Consider the following 3,710-nt stretch of genomic DNA (forward strand, 5'->3'; position numbering starts at 1 on the left):
CCATCTAGGGTGTTGTCACGTTAACTGGGCTACAGTTGCCTGCCTGACGGTTTGGGCGTAAATTTTGGCGATGCAGACATCAGTTATCATCTTCAAGCGTCACCGTTTTCCGCCACAGATTATTGCTCATGCGGTGTGGCTTTATCTGCGGTTCAACCTTAGTCTGCGTGAAGTTGAGGAAATGCTGCTTGAGCGTGGAATCGACGTATCATACGAGACAGTTCGTCGTTGGATCGCCAAGTTCGGCCCCCAGATCACACGCAACTTGCGGCGGCGTCAGGCGCGCCCCGGCGATATTTGGTATTTGGACGAAGTGGTCGTCAAATGCGCTGGAGAAAAATTCTGGCTTTGGCGTGCGGTGGATCAACATGGCTCCGTTCTCGAAGAAATCTTGCAGAAGCGGCGTGATAAAAGGGCGGCAAAGCGATTGCTTGTGGCGTTAATGAAGCGCTATGGCTTTGCTCCCAAACGGATCATCACCGATAAGCTCCGCTCCTACGGTGCAGCAAAGGCAGAAGTGGCACCCGGCCTTGACCATTGGTCGCACAAGGGCCTCAATAATCGGGCCGAAAATAGCCATCTGCCGTTTAGGAAACGGGAGCGAACCATGCAAGGTCATCGGTAACCTGGAGCGTTGCAACGGTTCGTCTCCATGCACTCAGCGACCCGCAATTGTTTCTCTGTTCCATCTCGTCGCCGAGCCGCACACACAATTCGCTACCATCGCCTCGAAGCTTTCGATGCATGGAAAATTGCGGCCTGTTTCGCCTGAATATCTACGAGCCCCTGGCCTTTCCGGCCAGAGAAACTTAACGTGACAACACCGCATCGGCTTAGGGGCCCGCCTCATGCCTCGACCGTCTTCAAATGGGGGTGCGCCGCACCTACTCGATAAATTCGACCACGACGCCCGGCTTGACCATTCCAGCCAGTTCCTCGACGTCCCAGTTGGCTAGCCGAACACATCCATGCGAGCCAACCTTGCCGATAAGCTCGGGTTCAGGCGTGCCATGAATCCCGTAGGTCGGCTCCGTCAGGTCGATCCAGACTGTTCCGACAGGACCGTTCGGCCCGCTCGGCAGTTCAAGGATCTTCTTGTTGCTGCCCTGCTGGAAATTGATTTTTGGGTTGTAGGTATAGGTCGGCATCCGCGAGACGCCCTTGACCTTGTGTGTACCGGCTGGAGAGGGTGAATCCTCGCTGCCGATCGTCGCTGGATAGACCGCAAGCAATGCGCCGTCTCCGGCGAAAGCGAAAACCTGCGCCAGTTTGCGATGAACCTCGATCCGCTTGACCGATCCGGTCCTGGCAGCGCCGGGAATGGCGACAGCGATCGTTTCGCCCGGCTTGAAGGCCGCCGTCGGATTGAGGGCTTTGATCAGCGCGATATGCATGTGGAAACGTTCGGCCAGCTTCTCGGCAATGCTGGTATAGTCGAGATGCTCCATCCTCGCCTGATCGGCATAGTCTTTTGGAATGCTCTCGACGATATCCTTTCCGTCTTCTTGCGTGATGGCATAGGCCTGGATGGCCGGTGCATCATCCGCCAAACGGCTAAGTGCGTCGGGATCGAGCTTCCCATCGACTGGCAGACGTTGAAGCGCTTCGAAACCGGCAATCGCTTTCGTCAGGTTGTCGCCGAAATAACCGTCGATGACACCCGGCGATGAACCAGCCCGGTCGAGCAGGACCTGTAGATGCACGATGGCTGGATTGGGCTCAGTCTGTTTGTCCGCTGGCGTCTCGATCGGAAGGGAAGCGATCGCCGCGGTATTGACGGCTTGTGCGTCGATCGGCGCTGCAAAGGCTGGGGAACAGAGCATTAGAGCGGCGGTCAGTGAAAGGTACCGAAGGGCATTCTGCATGGGCTACCGATAAATTGGGGAGAGCCTCCACATCGGTGGATGGAGAGGCTTCATTTGATAGAGGTTACGCAAGGAAGAGGCCGCCCTTTCCGGCGGCCTTCATCTTGTCAAATCGTGCGGCGAGTGGTGGTTTCGGCCAGAAGCAACGCCTTCTTCGTGCCGTAGGAACCGCCGAACCAGGCCGCCACAGCCCCGAGCAGGAGGGCGAAGAAGCCCAGGATCGCGCCGGCCGACACTGCCTTGGTGGCCGTCTGCGCCGCCTCGAGCGCCTGCTGCTTGGCCGCAGCAACATTGTCGCGATAGGTCTTCTCGTACTGCTCGACCTGGGTGCGAGCCTGATCGAGCGGGATATTCTGCGCTTTTGCGATCGCATCAGCGGCGCGATTGCGGGCATCCGCAGCCTTCGTCTGGTCACCGGTCACCGCAGCTTGGACCGCCGAAACGGCGGCATCTCGCAGGGCTGCCGGATCGTTGCCGCCAGACGCGTCACGGATCTGTTGCTCGATCCCGGCCATCGGGTTTGCAGAAGTCGCAAGGGCAGGGGCTGCCGACGTGGCAGCGGTCGCGGCCGTCTGGCCGACACCGCCGACAATGCTCGACAGACCGCTGAACGCGCCGCCGATGAGGGCACCGACCGACGTGGTCAGCAGGTAGAGGATGACAAGAGTGGTAACAGCCCAGGTGGTTACGCCCTGATACCCGCCGGTCGAGCGGCTCGGACGTCCGGAAAGGCGGCTGGCGGCATAACCGCCGACGAAGGAAGCAATGATACCGGCCACAACGAACCACGCGCCACCGGCAATGGAGAAGGTGCTCGCATTCGGGTTGTCGTAGGTTGCCGGATCGATCACGGCGGCGCCAATGCCCACGCCTAGAAGATTGAGGAGAAACTGGACGGCAAGCGCCAGAACGACCCCGGCGAAGATCGCGCCCCAAGACACCTTGTGCAATGTGGCTGTAAGGGAGGGGTCGACGTAAGCCGCTTCGCGCGACACGTGGACTGAGACAGGTTCGGTCATGGTGCATCCTCTTCATCACGGGAATGTGAGTGCCATACTAACGCCGCAATCGCCGTTCGGTTCCCGTCCAGCAGGATACAAAAAAGACCGGCGATGGGATCGCCGGTCTCTGCTGCAGTTACATCGAACGAACCGCCTTGATTAGTCCTTGCGGACAACACTGTCGGATCGTTCATCTTCGACTTCCACCTCGGTGCGGCGAACGCTGTCGCTGATGGTTTCCTCGCGCTGCTCGGCGGTCTTGCGCAGTGCGATCTCTTCGACAACACGCGCATCCTTAGAGACGACTGCCTCTTCATGACGTTCTTCTGCCTCAATCGTGCGGTCGACGAAGGCGTTTTCCGTTCCAGTCACCGGGCGATCGACGGCGCGGCGCTCGATGCTGACGTTTTCGTCGCGCAGCGATACCTGTTCGCTGACAGGATTTTCGACCACGTAAGAACGGACACGCACGCGGCCATGATTGAGGTCACGCTTGCCGACGCGAAGCTCTTCCTCGACCACCGGGATAACCTCTTCACGGCCAGCCTCCAGAGCTGCCGTTCCGGTTGCGCTGGCACGATTGGCGGAGGCGCCATACGAACTCACGGTCTCCTGCTGGTTCCACCCTTCCGAGCGCCAGCTCTCTGCGCGCTGATCGAGATCGATGCTGCCCTCGTCATCGAGGATATCGATAACCTTGTCATAAGAGGCGGCGGTGACGTTGCTGACCGTCACAAGATAGCCACCGCGGCGAAGACCTTCGGAATAGACGGCGCGGTCCTCGTCGGGAAAGAAGAAGTCTTCCAGCTTCTCCCAGAAGCCCTTTGGACTTGTCGCGGTTTGA

The 3,710-nt window shown here is 59.1% G+C and carries 3 protein-coding genes and 1 pseudogene; 1 reads left to right on the forward strand and 3 read right to left on the reverse strand.

Annotated features, from left to right (window positions below):
* Positions 1-70 precede the first annotated feature (70 nt).
* A pseudogene (locus tag CEV32_RS04155) lies at positions 71-772 on the forward strand (IS6 family transposase).
* Positions 773-884: 112 nt separating this feature from the next.
* On the opposite strand, the gene CEV32_RS04160 reads toward CEV32_RS04155, so the two are convergent.
* The 3 genes from CEV32_RS04160 to CEV32_RS04170 form a co-directional block, all read right to left on the reverse strand.
* Entirely contained in the window at positions 885-1,823 is a 939-nt protein-coding gene (locus CEV32_RS04160; RefSeq protein ID WP_235818709.1) for a L,D-transpeptidase family protein, read from the reverse strand.
* Positions 1,824-1,972: 149 nt separating this feature from the next.
* Positions 1,973-2,884: a PhnA-like protein gene (locus CEV32_RS04165; RefSeq protein WP_094574508.1), complete on the reverse strand. Its 912-nt coding sequence runs from the start codon at positions 2,882-2,884 to the stop codon at positions 1,973-1,975.
* Between the two features lie 141 nt (positions 2,885-3,025).
* Complete coding sequence (locus tag CEV32_RS04170; protein ID WP_094574510.1) at positions 3,026-3,673, reverse strand: YsnF/AvaK domain-containing protein; 648 nt, start codon at positions 3,671-3,673, stop codon at positions 3,026-3,028.
* Positions 3,674-3,710 lie beyond the last annotated feature (37 nt).

Origin of the sequence: Brucella rhizosphaerae (genome assembly GCF_002252475.1) — a bacterium.
GTDB lineage: Bacteria > Pseudomonadota > Alphaproteobacteria > Rhizobiales > Rhizobiaceae > Brucella > Brucella rhizosphaerae.

Excerpts from the sequence above, each read along its gene's own strand:
- CEV32_RS04160 (WP_235818709.1), bottom strand. The coding sequence starts at position 1,823 with ATGCTCTGTTCCCCAGCCTTTGCAGCGCCGATCGACGCACAAGCCGTC.
- CEV32_RS04165 (WP_094574508.1), bottom strand. The coding sequence starts at position 2,884 with ATGACCGAACCTGTCTCAGTCCACGTGTCGCGCGAAGCGGCTTACGTC.